Below are 21,750 nucleotides of genomic sequence, written 5' to 3' on the forward strand. Positions count from 1 at the left end.
ATGTCTATATAAAGACATCCCTATTGAATTATTAATTAACTATTTGATTATAGCTTTATTTAGCTTTTCACTTGCTTCTACTAAAGCTTTTTGCCAATCTTCAACTGTTTTATCACCAGTCATTATTGAATCTATAGTTCCCATATAGATATCAGTGAAGTTTAATCCTTCAACTGGTTCAGTTGCAACAAAAGATCCCATTACTGGCTCTGCACCTTTGTCATAAACACTTAAAAGTTCAACTTGTAAGTCAGTTAATGAACCTTTAGCTAAATCAATAGAACCTTTAACTGGTACAACAGCTTTAGCTTTTTCAGCAATTATCTTAACAGCTTCATCACTATACATATAAGCCATAAAATCTTCTGCAAGTTCTTTGTTTGCAGCATCTTTAGGAATATACATTTGCTCTAAGAAGTTGTAAGCATAAGATTTTCCGCCATCTTTAAATGCTGGATAAGCCATGAACCCCCATTCAAATCCATCTTTTCTTGGAGCATCTTTCATTTCATCTGGTAACCAGCTTCCATTTGGTATAAATAAAGCTTTATTATCTAAAATTAATTGTTGATTATTTTTGAATCCTTGTGCATTTGCATTAGCAACTACTGTTGGCTCTAAATAATTTTTCATTTTGCCTATAGTTTCTAATACAGTTTTAGCTTCATCTGTTTTCCAGAATCCTTCTTCATAATTCATAGCTTTATTAAATGCTTCAACTCCACCTGCTCCTGCAAGCATTGCACCCATAGCTCCATCAAAATATCCTGAAGTTGGATATGAGAATAATGCTATTCCATCTTTCTTAGCTTTATCTCCTAATTTGAACATTTCATCCCAAGTTTTTGGAAGTTCATATCCTTTTTCCTTAAATAATCCTTTATTATAGAATAATCCTGTTGGACTATAGAAAAGAGGTGCTAAATAAGTTTTTCCATCTGGGTAAGGATTAGTAGCAGATGTAGCTAAAAATCCTGGTAACATTTTATCTTTAACCTTTACATTTTCACCTGGAACAGTTTTTTCAAGCATATTTGATAAATCATGTAAAGATTGCTCTTTTATAAATGTTTCAGTTAATGCATCTTCTCTACCAGTTGCTAAGTATACTAAATCAGGTACATTTCCAGATTGGATTTGAGGTCTAATTACTTCTTCAAGATTTGATTTAACTGTAAGCTCTACAGTTACACCTTCATTTGCAGCTTCAAATTTTTCTTTTAAAGTTTCCCAATATTCTTTACCATAACCACCTTCAAAAGCAGCTATTTTTAAAACTTTGTTTTCACCAGACCCTTCAGCCTTGTCCCCTGCTGCTCCACCACAAGCCACTAATGATGTTCCCATGATTAGTGCGCTTAATAAACATATTAATCTTCTTTTCTTCATAAATTCTCCTCCATCAACCTACTAATAAATAACAATTAACAAGATATTTTAAATATATAACAATTTATGTCTATATTTTAACCTTTTGTAAACGTTTGTTATATAAGAATATTGTTCTTTTATATAACCATGTTGCTATGTGTATTTTTTATTATATAAATATATTTCTCCTATTATAATTAGCACACCTATTACCATCATGAAAACTCCCATATATCCAGTGTTAGCTGCACCTTTTATAACTAATATCATGGCAATTATGAAACAGATTAATTTAATTATATTTTTGACCATATTATTCCCACCTTAAATTAAATTTCTATCCATTTAATTTCTGCTGGCTTCATTAAAACTAATTGTGCCTTTCCTTCTCCATCATAAACAAAAGTTTCTACTTCTTCATTTGAATTATTTATTATTGCATATTTATTTTCTTCTAAATAAGCTGATACTTCACAATTCATATCATCACAATACCATTTTTTCATTTCATTTTCTTTGTGACTTGCATAATAAAGGCTTCTATAAAGAATTCTTGTATTTTCAGTTGAATATGGAAGTCCCGCAATATAAATTGCTCTACCTTTTCCATAATCATTTGAACTAAGCATTAAGTCTCCATTTCTATTACAAATAATTTCAGTACTTTCTTTAGTTGCATAAACATTTTTCATTCCTTCACCAAAGTCAATTTCTGACTTAACATCTTCAGTTATAAAATGTTTTTCTACTTCATCTTTAAAATATTTATCTGTGCTTAATGAGAATCCAAGTTCTTTATCAACTCCTAAAGCATCTGAAAGCTGGAAGAAATGTCCTCCATAAAGTTCTGCTGTTGGCTCTCCAATTCCTATAAATCCTCCGCCATTATAAATCCATTCTCTTAAAGTAGAAACTAATTTTTCGTCTCTCCAGTTTTCTCCTCCACTAAAGGCAGTTCCTGCATCTCCAACATTTAAGATAACATCTATATCTTTATCTATTCCTTCTTTTTTAACATCATCAAAGCTTATAAAATTAACATCTACACTCATTCCACTTAAAGCTTCAATTACTCCTAAATAAGTGTAAATTTGTTTATACCATAGTGCATGTGCTACCATGTGAGTTTGCCAAGTTCTTAGTTTTCCCCAAGAATTTAATACTGCAACCTTTAACCCACAATAAGGTTTTGTATTATTAATATTTTCATATATAGTTCTAAATTCATCACAAACTTTGCCAACATAATCTACAAACTTAGGGAATTTATAAGCAAGAGAAAGATATCCTCCATAACCAATTCTATCAACTGGTTTTCTCATAATTGCTCTTCTTGCAGTTAACCAATTTTCTCTAGCTTCAATAGTTGGGTCATTTCCTTCATAAAAAGTATCAGGGAAGAAGTAAGGTAAAAATCTTCCTTCTGTATATTTAACTCCTGGAATATCAGAAATCATTCTAAGAGTAGCTCCATTTCCTACAGAACCAACTACTGCATCAAGTCCAATACTTTCAAAATATTTTCCATAAGGCTCTGTTCCAATCCAGTTATCACCTAAAAACATCATTGCTTCTCTTCCATGTTCATGAACTATATCAACTAATTTTTTAACATTTTCAGCTACATATTTTTGTTGAAAATCCATAAAGTCTAAGTAAGCTTTGCTTGGAACTCTAAAAGTACTGTTATAATATCCTTTATCAATAATATCTTCTGGTCTTAATCTATATCCTTTTTCTTCTTCAAAAGCTTCTAAAGCTTCAGCACTTACACTTGAACTATATCCAAACCAATCAACAAATTTTTCTTTTGCAAGATTATTAAATACTAAAGTGAAATGATAGAAGAAAGTTGTAAATCTAATTACATCAGTATCAGGATGTTCATCAAGCCATTTGTGCATAGCTTTAAAAATATATTCATTAGTTTTCTTTCCTCTTACATTAAAAGGAATATCATGAGGCTTATCTCCCCAATTATTAGTTATGTGATTATACATTTGAGTTGGATCCCAAATACAATAAGCAAGGAAAGAAACAGTATATTCATGCCAAGGCTTAGTATTTTTTATTAATACTTTTTGATTTTCCTTATCATAAGACCAATCCTCAATAGAAACTACTTCTTCAATAGTTCTATCAATAACTTCCCAAAATTTCTTTATATCATGAGTGCTATCTGGAACTACTTGTTCCTTAAAATATCCATCCATTATATCTATTTCTAAAGTATCACATGTTGCTAAAATATGTTTTGTCATAAGATAAGTTTGTTGAAGCTCATCTCTATTTTTATTTGCCCATTCATTATCTCCTCTAGCAACAAAATAAGTTGAATAAATCTTTTCCGCTATACCTTTAATTTCTTTTGGTAATTTAAATCCATCACAATCACGAATAGCATCAGCACCCCATGCTTCAACTATTTCCATAGTTTCTTTAATAAAACTATCATCTGTGGGTATTGTAACTCTTCCTTTCTTATTCATTTAAAAACCCTCCATTTCAATTAACCCCATAAAAATATATTTTTACTACTAAAAGTTATTTATCTTATTAATAATCTATCTCTTATAAAATTCTAATAATTATTATTCTTTTATTCCTCCAACGGTCATTCCTTCAGTTAATTTCTTTTGAACTAACATATAAAGAATTATTGTAGGAATCATTACTATTACAAGTCCTGCATACATTGCACCATAATCTGTTGCAGTCTTTTGAACTTGCATTAAATTTATTAATCCTAAAGGTAAAGTTTTTGATTTATTAGGAAGCAAAGTTAATGCAATTATATATTCATTCCAAAAAGCTAAGAAATTAAATAAAATTACAGTTATTATACTTGGCTTTGCCATTGGAATTATTACATGTATAAGTGTTTTTAAATAAGAAGCTCCATCTATATAAGCTGCTTCTTCATATGCTTTTGGTAAAGATTTTAGATAGCTTGTTAAAAGGTATATAGTAAATGGAAGTGCTGTTGACGCATATATAAGACTTACAACAATTCTACTATCTAAAAATACAGAAGCATTTGCTGCTATTGAAAAAATCTGTCTAACTACCTTTTCTCCATCTAATACAAGAAGAAATATAGGTACAACAATATAGTTAACATTTATAAATAATCCTGTTGCAAATAATCCATTTAAAAACTTGCTTGATTTAAATGTAAATCTTGAAAGTACATATGCAGCTGGTATTGCCACAACTAAAAGAATTATTAAAGCAAGACCTGTTATTATTAATGAATTTATAAAATACTCACCCATATGTGCATCTCTAAATGCTTTTATAAAGTTTTCAAAATATAATCCTTCTGGAAGTGCCCAAGGGTTTCCATAAAATTCTGACTTATGCTTAAATGCCGACATTATAGACCAACCAATTGGAACTAATATGCTTAATGCAAATACACTTAAACAAAAGTATATAAAAAATCTATATAATTTATCTGATGACATCTCTTTAAGCTTTTTCATATTAATTTCCTCCTAGAATTCTATAACATCACGCTTAGTTGCCTTATTTATTAAAAGTGATAATCCAAATGAGAATACAAATATAGTTACACCTATTGCCATTCCATATCCATAAGAAGAGTTAGTATAAGCCTGTCCATACATATAGCTTAATAAAACCTCTGATGAACCATCTGGTCCTCCACTAGTCATAACTTTTACAAACAAGAAACTTAAATTCATTGTACTTATAATAAAGAAAGTTAAAGTTGTTCTTATAATATTCCATATAAGAGGTAAAGTTATTTGGAAAAATTGCTTTATCTTTGAAGCCCCTTCAAGTTCTGCTGATTCGTATAAACTTTCAGGTATACTACACATACTTGCCATATACATTACCATGTAATAACCTACTGCTTGCCAAATCATTGCTATTGCTATACACCAAATAACTACTTTTTGATCTCCAAGCCACATTCTCTTTAAAGAGTCTAATCCTAAAAAACCTAAAGACTCATTTATTATTCCTCTGTTTGGATCTAATATGGCAGAAAATATAGCTGAAATTACAACAACTGATAAAATATTTGGTAAATAAAAAACTATTCTAAAGAAATTTTTAAATTTTACATTTTCTCTAGATAAGATTGCTGCTGCTATAATTGCTAATAACATAGTAACAATTGTAACTACAACTAATAATAAAAGAGTATTTTGAAAAGATTTTATAAAATTCTCATCTTTAAGTAATATTTTAAAATTGTCTAAGCCAACAAATTTCTTATTGCTAGATAGACCTCCCCATTTAAATAAGGACATCCAAAATACATTAATTGTTGGGATAACCATAAAAACAACAAATAATATTACTGCTGGTAATACTGAAGCCCAAACAAAAAACTTTTTTGACATAATCTTGTCCTTCATAAATTCACTCCCCTTCAAGATGTTGCTATGGTTAAATTATACATTTAATGAAATCTTTTACACAATAAATATATTGCGATATTTAATAAAAATGTTGTGCAAGATAACAATATACTTAAATTCCAGATTATGTTATAATGAAGCTAAATTTAATATTTTCTATGGTTTTGGAGGAATTTATATGGGAAGTAAACGTTATTCTATACAAGAGAAATCTATTTTAAATTTCAACTATAAACTCTTGTATATTTGTAAGTCTAAATGTGATACAGACTGGCATAGTACAGCTCATTTTCATCCTTTTACAGAAATTTTCTATATAACTGGAGGAAAAGGAAGCTTTCAGCTAGCTGATACGTCTTTACATGTATCAAGAGGAGATTTAATAATAATAAATCCAAATTGCTTGCATACAGAAAAGTCCACAATTTCAGATGATCCTTTAGAATATATAGTTCTAGGAATAGATAACATTGTTTTAAATACCTTTGAACCACATAAGATAACATTAGAAGAAACAACAAATAATTCATATAAAGTAATTAATTACGGAGAAGATAATCAAGTCTTAGATTATTTAAATTTACTCATTGAAGAAATAGAAAATAAACCTTATAATTACGAACTTGCTTGTAAAAGTATATTGACATTATTTATACTTTACATTCTTAGAAACACAAAGAAAGAATTAAAAGTAGAAGAAGAGGGAAATGACTCATTAAATTTAGAATGTATAAAAATAAAAAATTATATTGATACAAATTATTCAGAACATATAACATTAGATTACTTAGCAAACCTAAGCTATTTAAATAAATATCACTTAGTTCATACATTTACAAAACAAATGGGGACATCTCCTATAAATTATCTTATAAATAAGAGGATAGATGAAGCTAAAAATCTTTTATCTACAACAAACTTTTCAATAAGAGATATATCAACTATAGTTGGTTTCTCAAACTCATCTTATTTTAGCCATATGTTTAAAAAAGTTACAGGAATATCTCCTAAAAAATATAAGAATACTCATTAAATCTTTATGTAAACATTTTCTAGGTTAATATAAACCATTTTTAATATTTAATGATTAACTAAATATATTATTTTAATTTTAAAATCTAATATAAAAAAGTCTATAAACTAAGTCAATTTAGTTTATAGACTTTTTAACTATGTCTCTAAATTATATTTTATAAATATTTCAAACTAATATTTAATAACTGAGTTTAATATAGTAGTTCCCTCACTTAAATTCTTATAAGAATGATTTTTATCAGCTTCAAATTTTAAAGAATCAAATTCATCTAGCTCAAACTCTTTATCATCAATAGTAATTAAGACTCTCCCCTTCATAACAGTAACAATCTCAATACTACCACTATTATGCTTTTCAGTTAGCATAGTTTTATTATTTTCAGATAAATATATTCTATATGTTTCAATTGAATTTGCCTTTTCTTCTCTAAAAACAAAATCTATTTTAAAAGATTTATCACTACTTTCTAAGTCATGAACAGAATTTGCTTTAGATAAAGATATTTCTTCTTTATAATCAACTAATTCTGCTAAAGTTATATCTAATTCACTACATATTTTCCAAAGTATATTTATAGTTGGATTTGCATCTCCATGCTCTATCTTAGAAAGAGTAAGCCTACTAATCCCAATGTTATTCGCTAATTGTTCTATTGTAAGATTTTTATTACTTCTTAATTTATTTATAGACTGACCAATTCTAGATACAAATTTTTTAGATGATACCTCATTTATATTCAATCTAAACATCTCCTAACAAATTTTCTTTATGTAAATTATATTATAATATATTCCTTTTAAAAAGTATAAGATAATATACTTAAATCATATTTTTGTATATTATACTTTACAAATAAAACTTTTTTATATATTATAATATACACAAACTACTTTAAAGAAAGGAGAACTATATATGAGTGCAATATTTATAGGACTATTATCATCAATGTTCTTTTCAGCAACTTTTGTTGTTACTAAACTTATGGGAACTGGAGGAATTAGCTGGGAATGGACTGCTTCATTAAGATTTATATTAGCATTACCATTTTTATTTTTAATTGTCTTTTTTAGAGGAGAAGTAAAATCACTTCTAAAAGCAATAAAAAAAGATTTTTTAAAATGGATGCTTTGGGGAAATTTATCTGGTATAGGATTTTACATATTATTAACTATGTCATCAAACTTCGCTCCTTCATGGCTTGTAGCAAGTAGTTGGCAAATTACTATAATAGCAGGTTTGTTACTATCACCTTTATTTTACGTTCCTGTTATTATTAATAATAAAACTGAATTAAAAAGAGGAAAAATTCCTGTAAAAAGATTAATAATTTCAAGTTTTATATTAATTGGAGTTATCATAATGCAATTAAACGAAGCTAAAACAATGTCTATAAGTTCTATTTTAAAAGGATTTATTCCTGTAGCTATATCCGCATTTTTATATCCATTAGGTAATAGGAAACTTATGGAGGTTTGTGGTGATAAAATAAATAGCTTTCAAAGATCCTTGGGAGTAACACTTGTTAGTATGCCAATTGCAATAATATTAGTAATTATAGGAGGAGCTAATAATGGAATGATATCAGGAATAGACTTTGTACAAGCTTTAATATTAGCTTTATTTTCAGGTGTAATAGCTACAATAACATTCTTCTTTGCTACTACAAAAGCTAAACATAACTTATCCCTTTTAGCAGCCGTAGAATCAACACAAGCTGGCATGGTTGTATTTACTGTTGTAGGATCAATTATATTTTTACATGGAAGTTTTCCAAAAGGACTTTCACTAATTGGAATAATAATCATAATTATAGGAATGATAGTAAATTCATTTTTAAAATAAAAAATATAATTAGTGATATACATATAAAAGCTATTAATTTTTTCATTGCATTTCCTACTACTTATTTAACCTACTAATAATTAAATTAATATGGATAAATAATAGATTAAAATCTTTATTTCTATAATTCCATTTAAATTCAAAAATTTCTTAACAATAAAATAGATAATTCCTTTAAAATAGTATTAAAAATAAAAGGAGTAGCTTAATTTAAGCTACTCCTTAACTTCTATTTATCCATAAATAATGAGAATTTTTTACCCATAAATATATAATCTAATAAATCTAAGTAATCCTCATCAATATATCCAACAATATTTCTTCTGTTGTCAATTCTTATATCTTGCTTAGCAATAATAAGTTCTCCTTTATAGTTTAAATACTTATCATTATTTAAAAGCACAGTTCCTTTTTTAACAACTATTGTTTCATCTCTATCACTCTTAATTTCAGTTCCTTTAAGGTCAACTCTGCTATAAGAATGTCTTATTATTTGCTCACTACTTTCTCTTCTATCAGCTAACTGCTTATTTAAAAATCCTTTTTCGATTTCAGTAAGCTCTCTATCTGAATGCATTTTTAATTTTAAAACACTTAGATTTACACTAGCTAAAGCTTCTAATTCTTCATCAGTTGCAAAAGCATTACCAATTATAATATCATCTACTCCTAAAGCAGCTAATTCTTGTGCTTGAGCTAAAATATCTCTATTTCTATGTTTTTCAAGAGTTGGAAGTCCATCATTTGCTGGCCAAGGTCCTTGCATTCCTCCCTTAGTTGCATTTACAAAAGCAGCAACTTTAAGTCCAAGTTCTTTATGTCTTTCCATACAGCTAACAAAATAATCTTTAGGAAGTCCTGTATATTCTTCTGGATAGAAGTTATGACATACAACAAGCTTTTCTTTATTACATCTTAAATCAATTATATTATTAACATATGCACTATTAAATGAACCATTAATTTCAATTTCAAGACCATATTCATTATAAGTCATCATTGATTCATAAATCCCATTAAATACTCCATCTAATCTAATGCCTGTACAACCAAGGTCTACAAAGAAACTTAAATCACTTGGATCAACATCTATATTTTTTAAAACTTGAGGATTTATATCAATAAATACCTTCATTCCTAAATCTCTAGCATAATTTAAAAGCTCTCTATAATAAGAAACTTGCTCTAACGCTTTATCTTTATTTGAATTTACTTCTAACATAGAAGTAAATATTCTTTCATATCCTAAATCTCTAGCTTTCTTAATATATTCTAAATTTTCTTCTTTTGAACTTAATAATGGATAAATACTAATACCTAATGCCATAAAAAAACACTCCTTTATACTCTAAATAAATTATTTTAAAGATTAAATAATTATTTATATGCTATTTAATCTCCCAATAATTCTATTATATACCTTATTTACATAATAGAGTATATGTTAACCATATACTCTATCAAAATTCTTCTAATTTAATTTTAAATTCTAATTAAAGCTTATTCTCATAAATTTAACCCTAATTTATTTCTCAACTCCTTTTAAATCAAAGTCCTCTCATTAATAATAAATTTTAGCTTTAATTATTTTTTTATTTTAAGCTTCATTTTCTAATGCAGCATTTTGTTTTTCTTCTAATCTAATTGAAAGATTTATAAATGGAAGATATAAAACTGTTGCTAAAATTAAGTTAACCCCGCTTAGTATTGCCCCACTTAAGTGACCAGTTGCTAAGAAACCTGACATTATAGGTGGAGTTGTCCAAGGAATTGACTGAACAATTACTGGATGAACTAATCCTGATGATATAGCAAAATATGAAATTACTGATAAAACTACTGGTATTATGATAAATGGTATTGCAATTATAGGATTTAATACTACTGGTAATCCAAAGATTACTGGTTCATTTATATTGAACACTCCAGGAGGTAATGATAATGAAGTTATAGCTCCATATCTCTTTCTAGCTCTCTTACCTGCAATTAATATTGCTAAAAGAAGTCCTAAAGTTGCTCCTGCTCCTCCAAGCCATACAAATGAGTAGAAGAAAGGTCCATTTATTACATTATATCCTGTTGTAGCTCCTTGCTCAGCAAGTTGCATGTTGTGTGCTGATAAAGAAGTAAATATTGGAACTGCTATTCCGTCAGTTACATTAGTTCCATGTAATCCTAAAGCCCATAAACCACAAACTAATAATGGATAGAATATTGCAGTTGCTAATGAATCTGTTACAGATTGTATAGGAGCTTGTATTACTTTAGTGATAAGATCTGGTAAATATTGTCCTGTAGCAGCTCTAAGTGCTAAACATGCAGCTACTAAAGCAGTTATTGTTAATATTCCAGGTAACATAGTTTTAAAACTTCTTGCTACTGCTGGTGGAACCATATCTGGTAATTTTATTTCAAGCCAATCAACATTACTTAAATATCTTAATAATTCAACAGCTACTATGGCAATTATAATTCCTGTAAATAATGCAGTTGCTCCAAAGTTACTTGCTGCTAATCCTCCAGTAACTTCAATAGCATCTTTTGAACCAGGTGGTGTATATAAAACAGTTTGTTTTGATACAGCTAAGAAAACAGCTGCAGCTACTAAGCCACCTTCAAAACCTTTATTCTCATAGCTTGTCCATAATGAGTGAGCAATTGCCATACAAGCGAATAAAGCCATAAATGAGAATGCTCCCCATGAAATATTTTGACACAATTCAGATACTTGTTGTCCAAAAGCGTTGTTCTTTAAAAAGTTCTGAACTGGACCAATTGGTATATTATTTATAAGAGTTGCTATAGATGCAACCATTGTTAACGCAATCATAGCTAAGAAACCATCTCTTATTGCAATTAAATGCCTTTGATTACCTATCTTAGATACTTTCGGCATAATCTTTTCTTCCATGTATGCGATTACATTATTCATAATCATCTCCCCTTTGCTTTCGATTAAGATTCTTTTGTTTCGAATCACCTTATGTCTATATAATAAGTCGATTTTTGTCGAATGTCAATAAAAATTACATATTTTATTAATAATTTATTCATTTTATTTTTTTCTAGTTAAATTTATAGGTTGTTTTTATTAATGTTCTCTAATTTTACTAAAAGCTAATTTCATGAATTAGTTACTACTATAATTACTTATCAAATGATATATAAAAGTTTTTATATACTGAATAATCTTGAATATATAAATAGTTCAAACATTAAATAATAATTGTTTATATGATTGCGAAAATTTTCTTATATGTACTTTTTCTTCTATGTACTCTTAAATAAATTTAATTTCACATCTAATAAGTGTAATAGTCTAAATTTTTAAAATATAAAATAATATCTATCTATAATCTTAATATCCTTTTGGATCTTACTGTGATAATACTATTAATAAAATACTATATATAGAAAAATTATTTCTAATATAAAAGGTCATAATCTATATAAAGAATTTACTAACTAAATAAAAATTATAATAATCAAATTTTTATTTTATTTTTTATCACATATTCTAAATAAGTTAAAAATAACTTTAAATTAATATGCTACAAAAATATCTCTTATTTTATTTACCCAATTTAAACAAATGTTTAATTTTAAAATTTAATTTTTAAAAAATATATTTAGATAAATCACAAGTATATATTTTTATAAATATTTTTGTTTTTATAAATGTAATTATTTATGTTTACATTTACGTTTTTAATTATATTTTAGTTTATATTTTTATAATTATTTTTGTTTACATTTTTATTTTTAATTATGTTTACATTTATATAAACGTTTTTATTTTTGTATACGTAAATATATATGTTTACATTTTTATTTATATATATGTTTTCATTTATGTAATTATATATGTAATTGTTTTTAATTACGTTTACGTTTATATTTTTGTAAATGTATACGTTAATATAAATATTTGTGTATTTGTAATTGTTTTTGTTTTAGTAAATGTTTTCGTATTTAGAAACGTAATTGTTTATATTTTATATATTTAGTTTGTAATCTTTTTTGTAATCTTTTTTGTAATTATTTTTGTAAACATATATAACAGTAATTTTATTTGTATATTTATTTGTGAAAACCAACCTTTTTAATTTAAAAAAAATATTTTATTTACATTTATGTAAACATAAATATCAATATTTTTATCAACAAAAATATTAGTAATTAATCTATAATTCCTAAAAATCCTATTAATTATATGATGTATTTTATATAGTCACTAAATCCTTATATATCAATACGTTGATATATATGTAAACATAAATATTTACAATAAAATCCTCTAATAAAACTTGTAATTTAATATAATATCTAAATGTCTTAATAGTTATTAAATTTAACGTTTAAGTTTTTTATAGATCAATACAACTGAAATTTGGTATCTTAAAATTGTATTCTTATTTTTTGTATCTTAATTAGAGCAATTAAATAAAAATTTAAGTTTAATATATATTGCCTAAAATATTTAAAACTAGATTTTAAATACATCTTATAATGAAAATTTTTAACTTATACATAAAAAATTTTAGTTATCTAACTTAAATTTTTAAGCTTACTATTTTAAATTTTTATTTTAATTTCTTATTTTAAAAATAATTTTAGCAATAAATTTTTTTAAATTTATAACTTTTTTATTTATATATTTTCTTATAAATATCTCATATTTTATTATCTATTATTTATATAATTTTATCTAATATATATAATTTATTTTTAATTTTTCTATAGTTTTTTTATTATAGTATTTAATATATTTTTAACTATATTTTTTCTTATAATTTTACTTATTATTTTTATGTATATAATATAAAAATTAATCCTTATATTAAATTTTATATCTTTAAATAAAATGTTTATCTATACTATTTAAGTATGCAAAAAATAAAAAATTGGATAAAATTTTTGAGAATTTTTTTATCTATAATTCAATGAAATTATATAGAAAATTAGAATATAAATTTGATTTAATATTGTACTATAATGTATTGTAGAATTGAATTTTAAGATTATATAATTTTTGATAACTTAAAATCTAACTTGATAAGTAAATAGTACTAATTGTAGTCTATATCTCAATATGTATATGATTAATTATCTCCGTCAAAATATGATCCTTATAGCCACTAATAAGCACTCTTAAATTCACACTTAATAATCTTAATATAAGCCATATATGGCCTTATCTGACTTTATCTATGGCTTATATTAATTTATATAATTTAATAAAATTAAATAAATAAGCTCATTAAAACTTAATTTTAAACCTTTATTATATAAATCAATAATAAAAATTTTTATAAATAAAAAGATGATAAAATCTAAAATAGTAAATTACTATTTTAAAATTTTATCATCCTTAATTATTATCTATGATTTTTTCTAGTTCTTCTTCTAGCTCTTCTTTTATTTTTATTTATATCTCTTATAAGCATAATTATGAATAGTAATGCTGAAAGTATTGCTATTACTAATAATATATAAGCAAATATCATTGGCTCAATTAATTGTCCTATACTTATTTGAGGAGTAACAGAGTAGTCTTTAGAGTATTTTAACTCATTAAACTTAACATTTATTTTATCTTTATTAAATATGCAATCCCATGCTGTTAAATTACTTGTATCTAATGTAACATTACTAAATTCATTGTTTTCTGAATTGTTATAGTACATTATATTATTATTTAAAACCATAGGAACTTTTACAGTTCTTGTAGGTCCAAAGAATCCAAATAATTTATAAGTTAAAGTTGGATCAAATATTGTTGTTCCTGCATTTTCATATACAACTGGAGTTGCTTCATTAAAGCTGTAATCCATGATTTTCTTCATACCACTATACATTTGTGGACTATTTAATATATTAGCTGAATCCATGATAACACCAACTATAGTTTTTCCATCTCTAACATCTATATTAAATAAACAGCTTCCTGCTTCGCTAGTGTATCCAGTTTTACCAGCAACATTTCCATACTTACCTAAGTTACTGTTTCTGTTTTTAATATGGATTAATTTATTACTTTGATTAAATTTTATAGTAGCAGATTCAGTACCCATTGTTTCTCTTGACCAAGCTTCACTATATGGTAATTGTCCAATTATTGCAAGATCATAAGCTGTAGTATAATGATCAGGATTTTGTAATCCATTAGGGTTCATAAAATGAGTTCCTTGTAATCCTAATTTTTTTACTTCATCATTCATCATTTGAACAAATTTATCTTTACTTCCTGCAACGAAATCTGCAATCATGTACGCACTATCATTAGCAGAGTATAGTAACAATGCATCCATTACATCTTTAGCGGACATAGTTTCACCTACATAAACTGGTCCAAAGTTTTTACCTAATGAAAAGGCTGGTTGTTGTTCTGCTGATTCTGTATATGGAATTATATCATTTGGTTTTGCATATTTTGCAAATAAATAAGCAGTCATAAGTTTAGTAAGACTTGCAGGATATCTTCTTGCATTAGCATCTTTTGAATAAATAACTTCATTAGTGCCTAAAACCATTGTTATTGCTGATTTACCAACAATATCAGGCTGCGCTTCTTTAGGAACTATTGCTCCTTTTTTCAAGCTTTGTTGAACTAGTACTTTTTCTCCATTTGTAGCAGTAGGGTCTGATGGAAAATTAATAACTATCAATCCAACTGAAACAATAAATACAAGAAAAACTACTAAGTATTTACCTTTTTTCATGTGTAATACTCCTTTTTAGCTATTTAAGACTTAACATAACATATCTTATCGATATTCATAACAATAAGTCTCGAACTATTATACAAAGAAAAACATGAAAAAAAGTGTACAAAAATTATAATTAATAAATATTTTAAATATAGACTCTAAAAACCTAGTCCTAGCTTCCTTTTGAGTAGGGGGAAGGCGCAAACGCCCCCACAAACATTAATATATAGATACCAAATTTCAGTTGTATTTTAACTAATATTTTCCCATAGTTCTTTTTTGGATGCGAAATTGTCTGTTTTGTTCTTTTGTTTAAGGTATTCTTGTATTATAAGAGTGTCAATTTGGCCAGTTTTCCATTCTTTTAATAATTTAGATACACCTTGTTGAGTAATTTTTATAAGATTAGCAATTTCTTTTTGTTTCATTCCACTTTTAGTAAGTTTTAAAATAATAGTTAAGTTTTCTAATTTACTTTGTTGTCTTTTAGTAAGTCCATTAGAATTTCTTGAGTCTTTTTTACTTTTATCTTTTTTCCACTCATTTCTATAATCTTTAGATCTTCTATTTTTTTCTTTTATAGAAATTATAGTTTTTAATGAATCCATTTCTTCATCTGAAATCTCTAATAATTTTATTAATTTCTTGTTTGAATAAACATAACATCCATTTTCTCTAAAAAATTTACTCATTGGTGGCTTATCTGTTAGCCTAATGTAATGATCAAAAGTTTTTGCCCAACGTATATATGCAGTTTCTGCTGATTTGGTCGCTTTTATTACTTCACTTTCTGAAAGTGGAATTTCAAATTGAGAGTTAAAATCCATAGTACTTTCAAGTGCAGTTTTTTCATCCTTTATGAAAAGGCATGAATAATATCTATATAAAAAAGTCATTAATTCTCTTGATCCATTACATTTTCCATTTCTTAATCTTTGAAGAGCTAAAATGTCATTCATTCTTGAATAATGGAGAGTGTGCAAATTGTAAAGTGATATTTCTTTTTGTTTTTTTGAAATTATATTTGCTTTTTTAGTTTTTTTTCTAACCTCATTCCATTCATTTTTTTCCATTGGAAGCTTAGGTAGAAAAATATCTGCAAGTTCTGGTATTGTATATCTTTTTAAAGATTCATCTTTATTTATTTCAAACTTAAATTTTGAATTTGCATTATAAACCAATCTTGCTTTTCTTCCAGTTTTTGAATTTATAGTTCCTGGTAATCTTAATATATGAACAGCATCTGAACTTAATGGATCAGCTCCATATCTTTCAAATTTTTTTACTAAAGTATCCTGTATTTTTTGCCATATTGGCAATGCATTCTTTGTTGCACTTTCTATAAGATAAAAAATATACATTCCATTTCCACTATCAACAAAAAATGAGGGTTCAACTTCTTCAAATTGACCATCTTTTCTCATTCTAGATATCATTTCTTCAGTAGTTTTATTCTTATATTTTTTTATTTTATAATAATCAATATCTACCCAAAAAGAGTGTAAATGCCGTATATTTTGAATTTGTCTAATTGGTGAAAGCATTGAATTTATTGATATATACACATCTTTAAAATCCATTAACTTTGAAATTTTTTCTGTTAATTTAAAGTTACTTATATGCCATTGAGTAAAAATTGAATTTTCATCTTTTATTCCAATAGCTGTGTAACCATCTTTTTTATTTTTTATACTTTGAATTTCTACTATTGCATCTTCAATTTTTTGTGATGAAACTAAAGGTGTGCTAGTAGAAACCAACGCATTTTTTATTATATTTAGCTGTGAAATTTTTTCTGCAGCCATAAAAAATACACCTCCTAATTTCTAGGGGTGTTTCAATATATACAAAAAAATCCATTTTAATACATTTTAAGTATAAAATATCTAGGCTATCTATTTTTAAATAACCTAAAAACAACAGACTAGACTATTATACAAATAAAAAATAGCCTTATTCCTGTTCTATATTGAAACACTAAGTTTTTAAATTTAATGGCTGCGAGCCTGAGAAACTTTACAGCCTATCTTTAGATAAGATTATAACACTAAAATTCTCTAACATGCAACAAATTTTAATAAAAAATTTTTCTCGTAAAATGTAGTATTTATGGGGGTTTAGACAACATTTGATATCAATAGAAGTGTATATATAAACATTTATTTTGACGTAAATAACTATGTTTGTACATATGTTTACATAAATAACTCCGTATATGTAAATATAATTGATTACATAATTAATTATAAAAACCTTTGTACAATTAATTATGTAAACATATATAGTTACAAATACATAAACATTTATGTAGGCTTTTTAGTACACATACTGGAAATACAAGCCTTACAAAGGATTTCATTGGGATAGGGGAGTAAATTTAAATAGTTTTCCCAAAAAGTTTTTTTAATTTTTTGATTAAATCTATTGACTAATGGCAAAAATACAACTATAATCAAATATATAAAATATCGATTAGAAACACTAAGTTTTAAAAAGAATTAAGAGCCTGAGAAACTTTTTTAATTCTTTTACAATGAGAGAAACAACTATAATTTTAGTTTAATCTAATATTATAGTTGTTTTTTGTTGCCTTTTATTATTTGAAATAAATAAATTTTATTTTCTTTTCTAATAAATTTCTTAGTATAATATTTATAAATATCTTTGATTTATATAACTTTAATCTAAATAACTTTATTTTTCACTTAAAATTTAATTTCCAAATTTACTAAATTTAAAATCTAAAAGTATTTTTTGTTAAAGATCTTTATAATAAAAAATTATAAATAAAAACTCATCTATAAATTTTCATATAAAATTATAATTAAAAAATTTTATATTATTAAATGAAGAAAGATACTTTGAATTTATGAAGAATAAAATTTATTTAATAAAATATAATTAAAAAAACTCGATTGTTATAATATATTTTATATGGTAAAATTATCTAAATAATAGTTATCTAGCTATTCTTAAAAAAATATATTTATTAGGAGATGTAATTTTATGAATTCTTTAAAACTCTCACTCTTATTATTAAAAAGAGATTTCAAAAATTTCTTTTTATATACTTGCTCTTCTATAATAATTTTTATGGTTTTATTTGGAATATTTAATATAATTTATGATCCAAATATTAAATCAAATTTATCACAAGGAGATTATGTATCTTTATCTTCTATACACCTAATAGTTCTTTTCATTATTATGCTAATCGGATATTATTCTAATAATTTATTTACGGAAAAAAGAAAAAAAGAAATTGCAGTCCAGATAATTAGTGGACTTTCCTTAAATAGTTTAGCTTTTTCTACTGCAGTAATTAATATAATAATATCTTTGATTTCTTTAATATTTGGATTACTTTTTGGATTTTTATTATCTCCATTAGTGCTTTCTATAATATACAATATTATAGGTATAAATAATACAAGTTTTTCATTAACCAATGAAGGAATTACTGCCACACTTCTAATAATATTTGTAAATATTTTCATTCTTGGATTGTTTAATGTTGGATTAGGATATAGGACAGAAATTTGTGATTTAATTAGATCTAAAAATGGAAATTATAAAACTAAAATAAAGAAGCCTTCAAAAAAATTTTTTATGATTGTTTCATTAATTATAAGTCTTTTATTTTTATTTTACATGATTTTTTCAAATGATTTTAATGCTATTTCGCTATTGGGATTCCTTGGAAGTATATCTACATTAATTTTTACTTTTTATTGCTTACCAAGTATTTTTTCTAAACTTAGCAATAAATCTTCTGATAAAATAAATTTTTTAGTATTTAGAAATATAAAATTAAATATAGAAAAAAATTTAGGTATTTTAATTAGTATATATTTAATTTCAGGTTTGTTATTAGTTAATTTAGCTAATTTTAAATCAAACATTTATTTAACATCAGCTTTTTCTGGAAGTTTAATACTTTTATTATTTTTGTTTATTATTGGAACACTATATAGTTTTAACTCTTTAGCAACTCTAAAAATAAGAAATTTTAAAATACTAAAACAACTTGGATATATAAATTCAGATATTAAAAAAATAATTTTTAAAGAATCGTTAGGTTTTATTTTTTGCATATCAATATTGCCATCAGTATTTTTATTTGTAGGAATATTTAAATATTATTATTTAGATATAATTCCATTTTTTATACTAGTATCAATAGTATGTATTTTTTTATTTTTAATGATTTTATGTTTTGGTAGTTGTTATGTTATATACTCAAAAGGTTTAGATAGTATTTTCAAAAATGGGGGAAGATAAATATGAAAGAAGTTATTGTTGCTGAAAATCTTACAAAAGAATATTTTAAAAGTTTTAAATATAAAAAAGAAGGATTAACTAAAGAAGTTACTGTTGCATTAGATGGAATAAGTTTCAAAATTTATGATGGAGAATTTATTTCAATAATGGGGCCTTCTGGTTCTGGAAAATCAACTTTTGTAAATTTAATTTCAACTATTGATTCTCCTACTAAAGGTAAAATTTTTATAAATGGAAAAAGGACAAGTGGTCTTAGTGAAACAGCACTTAGTAAATTAAGATCAGAAACTATTGGATTTGTATTTCAAGATTTTAATCTAATTGATAATTTAACAATTTCAGAAAATATATCTGTTCCTTTAAAATTATCTGGAATATCATTAAAAGAAATTAAAGAAAGAATTTCTGATATTTCTGAAAAGCTTAATATTTCTGAAATTTTAGAAAAATATCCAGCAGAATGTTCAGGTGGACAAATTCAAAGATGTGCAATTGCAAGAGCACTTATAAATAATCCAAAGGTAATTATTGCAGATGAACCTACTGGAAATCTTGATTCTGTAAATTCAAAAATAATTTTAAATATCTTTAAAGAGCTTAATGAAAAATTTGGAATAACAATTTTGATAGTAACTCACGATCCACTAACAGCCAGCTATTCTAAAAAAACAATAAATATAATTGATGGAAAAATAGAAAAATCAATTGAAAGAAAAGATTTAAGTCAAAGAGAATATTTTGATAAAATATTAAATCTAGTTTCTGGTGAAATTGATATATAAAATAAAAAACAAGTCTAGATTTTAGACTTGTTTTTTTATTTATTAATTAATATTAAATAATTGTATTATATTTCTATATTTTTACATTAAATAAGTGCAATTTAAAACATAATAATAGTGGATTTTAAGAAAAATAATTTTTTAAAAATATATTTTATATACAAATATAAGTTATTTTTAATTTTAAAATTTTTAGTTTTCTTAAAATAGTTATATATTTTTACCTTTTATTTACATGAATCTTTGCAAATAAAAGCTATTTTAAATTCATATGAAACCACATGATCATTTTCTACACTCAAAAAAGTTCAGCGTAAAATTTATATTTTATCTATAGCAAATCATATATTAACATTTTCATTTTTTCTAATTAACATATTGATATAAATAATTTGAAAAACACTTAAAATAAATACAGATAAAATTTTATATACTAAAAATAGAAGTGAATCAGTTGTATAAATAACTTCTAAAACTTTTGATGATAAAATTTTACAGATTTAAAAATAAAAGATCAATAGGAGAGTTAATAAAATAAGATGATAGTATATATTATTTTTTCATTAAATTAACACCAATATCTTATAAATATAAAAAGATTAGAGTAGTGTAGGTTTAGAAAAATATTAAAATAAAAAATATTGCTCCTAAAAAGTTTATTTATAGAAATAAATGGATATAAAATTAAATCAGTACATATAAAAAGCATTTTATCAAAATATTGTATATTATAAAAATAAATTAATTTTATATTGGATAGAATAATAATATTTTATTAAAAAAAATACTATTTTTTTATTATGTGAATTTACGCATAAATTTATTTTCAAAATTTACTTTAAAGTTCAATTATATATATTTTTATTTTTTGAAAATATTTTTTGTGTTAAATCAAGTGTAATTAGTTGTAAATTTATTACTTTTTACTTCAAAATTTCTCTGAAAACTATAAAAATATAAATGATATTATTTAATTTACAAATGAGTTTCTAAGATAATTTGTTCCAAAAATTTATTTGATTTTCATTATCAATATATAAACATTTAAAAATATTAGCAAATTTAACTATTATTTGTGGTTATAAATTCACTGAATTTCAACTTTATTTTTCCTTAAAAATATTTTATCTCTTTTTATTTTTATGCATTTATTTCAAATTATCCTTTTGCTTGTTATAGAGTATTTAAAAACCTATAAGGGCAATCGGAGGATTTTTATAAAATTTTATATGGTGATTTATGGTTTTTATAAGCGAAATTCAATCGTATTTTAGAGTTAATTTCATGCTAAATTGCCTATTTTTATTTCGCTAAATTATGATTTAGCGAAATAA

Annotated in this window: 14 protein-coding genes; 4 read left to right on the forward strand and 10 right to left on the reverse strand. The window is 24.6% G+C overall.

Translation table 11 applies throughout. The annotated features are described in order from the left end of the window. Positions 1-39: 39 nt before the first annotated feature. The 5 genes from HMPREF1092_RS14205 to HMPREF1092_RS14220 all read right to left on the reverse strand — a co-directional run bounded on the left by HMPREF1092_RS14205 (position 40) and on the right by HMPREF1092_RS14220 (position 5,762). Positions 40-1,389, reverse strand: coding sequence for a carbohydrate ABC transporter substrate-binding protein (locus HMPREF1092_RS14205; RefSeq protein WP_002599361.1), 1,350 nt, complete (start codon positions 1,387-1,389; stop codon positions 40-42). Positions 1,390-1,524: 135 nt separating this feature from the next. Continuing rightward, positions 1,525-1,683, reverse strand: coding sequence for a DUF6903 family protein (locus tag HMPREF1092_RS17295; protein WP_002599362.1), 159 nt, complete (start codon positions 1,681-1,683; stop codon positions 1,525-1,527). Between the two features lie 17 nt (positions 1,684-1,700). Then, positions 1,701-3,860: a 1,3-beta-galactosyl-N-acetylhexosamine phosphorylase gene (gene gnpA / locus HMPREF1092_RS14210; RefSeq protein WP_002599363.1), complete on the reverse strand. Its 2,160-nt coding sequence runs from the start codon at positions 3,858-3,860 to the stop codon at positions 1,701-1,703. A gap of 102 nt (positions 3,861-3,962) precedes the next feature. Continuing rightward, on the reverse strand, positions 3,963-4,856 hold the full coding sequence (locus HMPREF1092_RS14215; protein ID WP_002599364.1) for a carbohydrate ABC transporter permease: 894 nt from the start codon (positions 4,854-4,856) through the stop codon (positions 3,963-3,965). Positions 4,857-4,868: 12 nt separating this feature from the next. Beyond that, the gene (locus tag HMPREF1092_RS14220) at positions 4,869-5,762 is read right to left on the reverse strand and encodes a carbohydrate ABC transporter permease (RefSeq protein WP_002599365.1); all 894 of its coding nucleotides are present in this window, start codon (positions 5,760-5,762) and stop codon (positions 4,869-4,871) included. Positions 5,763-5,943: 181 nt separating this feature from the next. On the opposite strand from HMPREF1092_RS14220, the gene HMPREF1092_RS14225 reads away from it, so the two are divergent. Further along, the gene (locus HMPREF1092_RS14225; protein ID WP_002599366.1) at positions 5,944-6,798 is read left to right on the forward strand and encodes an AraC family transcriptional regulator; all 855 of its coding nucleotides are present in this window, start codon (positions 5,944-5,946) and stop codon (positions 6,796-6,798) included. A gap of 173 nt (positions 6,799-6,971) precedes the next feature. Here the strand turns inward: HMPREF1092_RS14225 and HMPREF1092_RS14230 are convergent, their stop codons facing one another. Next, positions 6,972-7,541 (reverse strand): helix-turn-helix domain-containing protein, encoded by a 570-nt coding sequence (locus HMPREF1092_RS14230; RefSeq protein WP_002599367.1) that lies wholly within the window; start codon positions 7,539-7,541, stop codon positions 6,972-6,974. Between the two features lie 172 nt (positions 7,542-7,713). Here HMPREF1092_RS14230 and HMPREF1092_RS14235 point away from each other — a divergent pair, with 172 nt between their 5' ends. Continuing rightward, positions 7,714-8,643: a DMT family transporter gene (locus tag HMPREF1092_RS14235; protein WP_002599368.1), complete on the forward strand. Its 930-nt coding sequence runs from the start codon at positions 7,714-7,716 to the stop codon at positions 8,641-8,643. A gap of 229 nt (positions 8,644-8,872) precedes the next feature. Here the strand turns inward: HMPREF1092_RS14235 and HMPREF1092_RS14240 are convergent, their stop codons facing one another. From HMPREF1092_RS14240 to HMPREF1092_RS14255, 4 genes are all read right to left on the reverse strand, one after another. Further along, positions 8,873-9,970, reverse strand: coding sequence for a DUF871 domain-containing protein (locus HMPREF1092_RS14240; protein WP_002599369.1), 1,098 nt, complete (start codon positions 9,968-9,970; stop codon positions 8,873-8,875). A 270-nt stretch (positions 9,971-10,240) separates the two neighbouring features. After that, a complete protein-coding gene (locus HMPREF1092_RS14245) occupies positions 10,241-11,575 on the reverse strand; it encodes a PTS sugar transporter subunit IIC (RefSeq protein WP_002599370.1) in 1,335 nt (444 codons plus the stop codon). A gap of 2,446 nt (positions 11,576-14,021) precedes the next feature. Beyond that, positions 14,022-15,365 (reverse strand): D-alanyl-D-alanine carboxypeptidase family protein, encoded by a 1,344-nt coding sequence (locus HMPREF1092_RS14250; protein ID WP_002599371.1) that lies wholly within the window; start codon positions 15,363-15,365, stop codon positions 14,022-14,024. A gap of 239 nt (positions 15,366-15,604) precedes the next feature. Then, positions 15,605-17,158, reverse strand: coding sequence for a hypothetical protein (locus HMPREF1092_RS14255; protein ID WP_002599372.1), 1,554 nt, complete (start codon positions 17,156-17,158; stop codon positions 15,605-15,607). 1,201 nt (positions 17,159-18,359) lie between these two features. Between HMPREF1092_RS14255 and HMPREF1092_RS14260 the strand changes: the two genes are divergently transcribed. Both HMPREF1092_RS14260 and HMPREF1092_RS14265 read left to right on the forward strand, forming a co-directional pair. Beyond that, positions 18,360-19,634, forward strand: a complete 1,275-nt coding sequence (locus HMPREF1092_RS14260; RefSeq protein WP_002599373.1) for an FtsX-like permease family protein — start codon at positions 18,360-18,362, stop codon at positions 19,632-19,634. A gap of 2 nt (positions 19,635-19,636) precedes the next feature. Then, on the forward strand, positions 19,637-20,416 hold the full coding sequence (locus HMPREF1092_RS14265; RefSeq protein WP_002599374.1) for an ABC transporter ATP-binding protein: 780 nt from the start codon (positions 19,637-19,639) through the stop codon (positions 20,414-20,416). Positions 20,417-21,750 lie beyond the last annotated feature (1,334 nt).

Origin of the sequence: Clostridium thermobutyricum, from assembly GCF_000371465.1 — a bacterium.
GTDB classification, from domain to species: domain Bacteria; phylum Bacillota; class Clostridia; order Clostridiales; family Clostridiaceae; genus Clostridium; species Clostridium thermobutyricum.